The organism is Acinetobacter sp. YH12255, assembly GCF_013417355.1.
GTDB lineage: Bacteria > Pseudomonadota > Gammaproteobacteria > Pseudomonadales > Moraxellaceae > Acinetobacter > Acinetobacter pseudolwoffii.
Genome location: NZ_VPEC01000088.1, coordinates 1 through 4,697 on the forward strand (window position 1 = coordinate 1; position 4,697 = coordinate 4,697).

The following is a 4,697-nucleotide window of genomic DNA, read 5'->3' on the forward strand; positions in this document are numbered from 1 at the left end:
AAATGTATATCGTTGGCAGAAGAAATTATTTAGACCAGTTATCAAAAACTTCATTGATGACTTTATTCTCGATAAAAATCATCTGCTACCACAGAGAATCTATAAATAATAGTGCGTAAGTCCTATTCTTTATATAATTATTTTGGGGTAAAACATGAAGTTTAATAAAAGTGTGCTTGTTATCACTTTAGCAGGTTTTTTAGCTGCATGTGGGGGCGGTGGTTATTATGATAATACCTCTACAAATGGAGAAAATACTATTGATCCATCAGAAACGCCGTCAACAGCAGATCAACAAAAAGTTTTTAATGCTTTAAAAGTGGAAGCAGCTTCTTTATTTGGTCAAGCTAATTCTGAAAAAAAGGGCTATATTGATCACGCCTTAGATACCTATGCTGAAAGTGTATTAAAAATTTCACAAGATATTCGCAATGTGAATATTACTGCCTTTAAAAATACGCATCGTTTAGAGAAATGTTTTGCAAACAGCACAACTGATTTCCGCGCATGCTATGTATTCAAAGGAAATGAAATTAGAAATTTACTTGGCAGTAAATACGATGGGTAGGACTTTGAAATTGATAAAGGAATCAATGCAGCAGGCGTTGCCTATGATGATTTGACCAATATTCGTCTAAAGTCAGATGATATTCTACCAGATTTAAATAGCTACTATGGTGAAACCTATTTATTTGTGTTTGAAAATAAAAATCCTCTAAAAAACTTACAAGATATTACGATTGCTGGTGCATTTTCATATCCATTTAAACAAACACAAGGTCTTCAAAAACGCTTTATTCTCATTAACCAAGAAACAAGTGATTTCAAAATTGATGTAACAAAAAGAATTCCAACTGAAGTGACGAATGAAGAAGGCGAGCCTGAAATTGTTTGGGAAGATCAAGTGACCACAATGGGTGCCTTAAGTATTTATAAAGTCCCTAAAACTGCTGATCAAAGTGAATACTATGTGACGGAAGCAGGTTCGGGCTTTAATACACTGATTAATGACAATACCAATGTCGCGTATGCTGAGCCTGTAAATTTCAAAATTGAATCTACACATGGTGATAAACCTAGTACATACAAAATCTTAAATAATATTGAAACACTTAACTTACCAAGTGTTTCAATTGCGGGTACACGTGTTGAGCATGAAGCACCTACACTGAATGCGAAAGAATTTGTTGGGAGTATTTATTTACAAGGTCCAAATATTTTGAACTTTAAAGCATCAACACTTAATTCAGTATTGACGTTTAATCATCTTATTAACGAAGTTCAATATCAAGGAACATCAACCAATACTACAGGTGGTGTAACAACCAATATTACTTCTCCAAAAAATGTAAAATATTAATGTAAAGATTTAATAAAAGCCCTCTTTTATAGAGGGTTTTTTTGTATATTGGAATTAAGAATACAAATTTTGAAAAAGTCTAGATATGTACGACCTCATCATCATTGGCGCAGGCACAGCCGGAATCAGTGCATATAATGAAGCCATCAAATACAACCAGAATATTTTAATTATCAATGATGGCCCATGGGATACCACCTGTGCCCGTGTCGGCTGTATGCCGAGTAAGCTGCTGATCTCATCTGCAAATCGGATGCATGACATTCAGTCTGCAGAAGCTCTCGCTTTACAACATGATGCCGCGGTGGATACTTCAAGAGTCATGCAACGCTTGCATAGCTTAAGAGAACGTTTTATTCGTGCAACCTTGAAAGGCGTAGATCAATGGGAAGCTTCACATAAAATTTCCGGTCAAGCCAAGTTTATTGATACACATACTGTTGAAGTCAATGGACAAACCTATCAGGCTAAAAGCTTTATTGTTTCAGTGGGTTCACGGCCTAATATTGATAAAGTATTAAAGCAAGAATTAGGCGACAGATATCTGACTTCTGATGAAATATTTGAACTTTCCCAATTACCCAAGTCCTTAGCAGTAATCGGAAGTGGTGTAATTGCCATTGAGCTGGCCCAAGCCATGCAACGGCTTGGCGTATCCACCACCATGTTTGCTCGTAGCCAGAAAGTAGGCTCGTTAAGCAGCCCTACTTTGCAGTCACTCGCGCAAAAAGAGCTCAGTCAAGAGATCAATATCAAGTTTAAAGTCTTGCCAGATCAAGTCAAAAAACTAGCCGATCAGATCAAGATTAATTTTACTGAGAATGATCAAGTGCAAAGTATTGAAGTTGACTATATCTTGGGTGCTACAGGACGTCAGACGAACCTAGATCGTTTAGGCTTAGACCAATTAAACCCTGCTTTTACAGATATCAAAAAACTGCCTATCAATAAAAAAACCAAACAACTCGCAGATCTGCCAATATTTATAGTCGGTGATGCCGCACCTGATGCCCCCATTCAACATGAAGCTGCACATGCCGGCAAAGAAGTGGTGCATAACTGTTTAAATTATCCAGAAGTTAAACCGATTCCAGCACTCACTGTATTGGCAATCGTATTTTCTCATCCGGAAATGGCGATTGTGGGACAAAGTTTTAAGCAGCTAGAACAGCAAGAGATTGAGTTTATCCGAGGATTTGCCTCCTATGAAAATCAGGGACGGGCGCTGGTACTGGCAGAAAATAAAGGCGGTATCGAAGTTTATATTGATAAAAAATCAGGCAAATTATTAGGCGCAGAACTGTTCTGTTCACAAGCCGAACATCTTGCCCATCTTCTGGCCTGGACCATTGATGCAGATCAGGATATCCACCAAATTCTGGCGAAACCTTTTTACCATCCAACGCTGGAAGAAGGTCTCAGATCGGCACTCAAACATGCTCGTCGTCAATTTGATGCATTGTAAGTGCTTGCTGACGTTCATTGAGCACATTAATCAGACGATGACTGTGGGCAACTAAACGATCTAACCAACGCTGAGCAGCCAGTAACTCCAAAGTTTTGGCTGCATTCAACTGATAGGTTGAAGCATAAATATTAATTTTTTCACGTAATTCACTACGATGCTGCTTACTCCACTGTTTTAGATGCCCCATTTCAATATACAGCTGACTTAAATCTTCAGATGAATCGATATCAGGCATCACAGTTCCGGCATTTTCCAGAATCTGGATAAAATCCAGGGCAATCTGATGAATCGTGGGCTGGGTCCGAATACTCACCACATGCTTCAAGTTTTCCAAATCACTGCGCAATACTTTTAAATAAACCATCATCCTTAATACGTTAAAGAGCCGGTTTTGATCAGCGCTATTTTCAGGCACAACAATTTTTTCCAGGTAATCCTGTAACTTATGGATTAATTCATCTTGCTGTTTTAACTCATTGGCTGAAACCAGTTCTGCCGATTTGATGGCTTTTCCAATCCAGGCATATTGAGTCAATATTGTTTTAAAGATCACCTGTTCTGCGGTATTAATGGCAACTGCAGGCACAGCCAGACTAGCTTCATCCAAGGCTTGTAATAATGAATCTTCATGTGCTGGAATATATTTCACCAACAGCCGTTCAAAGGGACGCAGCAATGGCATAAAAAATAAGGCGCCACATACACTAAAGGCTGTATGAAAAGCCGCCACAATCACCACATGATCCCAACTCGATAAAAAATACTGGGGCTGATAAAGCCATAAAAATAAAGGAACCAGAATACAAAATGCAAAAATTGCACTTACTACATTAAAGCAGACATGTACCGCTGCAGTTCGTTGGGCATTTGCATTGGCACCGATGGCGGCAAGAACTGCAGTTGCAACGGTGCCAATATTCTGGCCAATGACCAGCATGAGCGCTTGATCAAGCTGAATGGCCTGACCTGCCAATGCGGCAAGTGTGGCTGTAATGGCGGCACTAGAGGACTGTAAAATTACCGTCATCACCAAGCCAAAAAGCACCAGTAACAGTTTGGCAGCCAGGCTTTCAGTAGAGAAAATGGAAAGGTCGAGATATTCTGCAACCCCTGACATGGCCACCTGAAGCAAATCAATTCCAAAGAAAATCAGTCCGAAGCCTGCAAGCGCCAAACCAGTGAGTGCGGTACGTCCATGGGCCAATATTTTAAGTAAAGCACCTATAGCAATGAGGGGTAAAGCCACCTGCTCAATCGAAAACTTTAAACCTAAAAAAGCCACAATCCAGCCAGTAGTAGTAGTACCAATATTGGCACCAATAATTACACCAATGGCTTGCGAAAAAGAGAGTACACCGGCGCTGACAAAGCCAATCGTTGCTAAAGTAGTCGCTGTAGAGGATTGCACAATGACAGTCAAGGCAATCCCTGAAGTCATTGCTTTAAAAGGAGAACCGGTAAACCGCCCTAACCACTGTCTTAGTGTTTCCCCTGCAATGTCTTTAAGACTCTCGGTCATTAAAGTCATGCCAAGCAAAAATAAACCAATCCCACCACAAAGCTGTGCAAATACCTCAAACACGCATATTCCTAGGCTTTAAAATTTTAATGATTAAAACACAATCAGCCTGATTTAAGAATGGCAATTTTTTTGAGTAAATTCAGAATATTATTTTAATTTCCACTATTTTTCTTTTTCCCGCACATAAAAAAACACCCCCTGCATAAGCAGGGGGTGTTTGGAATAATGAGCTGGCGATGACTTACTCTCACATGGGTAACCCCACACTACCATCAGCGCAAAGAGGTTTCACTTCTGAGTTCGGGAAGGGATCAGGTGGTTCACTCTTGCTATTGTCGCCAGCACAA

General features: G+C 39.6%; 4 protein-coding genes, 1 rRNA gene and 1 pseudogene. 4 read left to right on the forward strand and 2 right to left on the reverse strand.

Annotated features, from left to right (window positions below):
* The 4 genes and pseudogenes from FTV30_RS15550 to FTV30_RS15560 all read left to right on the forward strand — a co-directional run.
* Window positions 1-109 (forward strand): annotated as a pseudogene (locus FTV30_RS15550) (IS701 family transposase); the annotation flags it as partial.
* 45 nt (window positions 110-154) lie between these two features.
* Window positions 155-568 (forward strand): hypothetical protein, encoded by a 414-nt coding sequence (locus tag FTV30_RS16470; protein ID WP_306669839.1) that lies wholly within the window; start codon window positions 155-157, stop codon window positions 566-568.
* A 51-nt stretch (window positions 569-619) separates the two neighbouring features.
* Entirely contained in the window at window positions 620-1,360 is a 741-nt protein-coding gene (locus tag FTV30_RS16475) for a hypothetical protein (protein WP_306669840.1), read from the forward strand.
* An 85-nt stretch (window positions 1,361-1,445) separates the two neighbouring features.
* Window positions 1,446-2,825, forward strand: coding sequence for a dihydrolipoyl dehydrogenase (locus tag FTV30_RS15560; RefSeq protein WP_180001895.1), 1,380 nt, complete (start codon window positions 1,446-1,448; stop codon window positions 2,823-2,825).
* Here the strand turns inward: FTV30_RS15560 and FTV30_RS15565 are convergent.
* Window positions 2,791-4,410: a Na/Pi symporter gene (locus FTV30_RS15565; protein WP_180001896.1), complete on the reverse strand. Its 1,620-nt coding sequence runs from the start codon at window positions 4,408-4,410 to the stop codon at window positions 2,791-2,793. The genes FTV30_RS15560 and FTV30_RS15565 overlap by 35 nt on opposite strands.
* Window positions 4,411-4,578: 168 nt before the next feature.
* Window positions 4,579-4,693, reverse strand: a 5S ribosomal RNA gene (gene rrf, locus FTV30_RS15570).
* Between the last annotated feature and the right edge of the window lie 4 nt (window positions 4,694-4,697).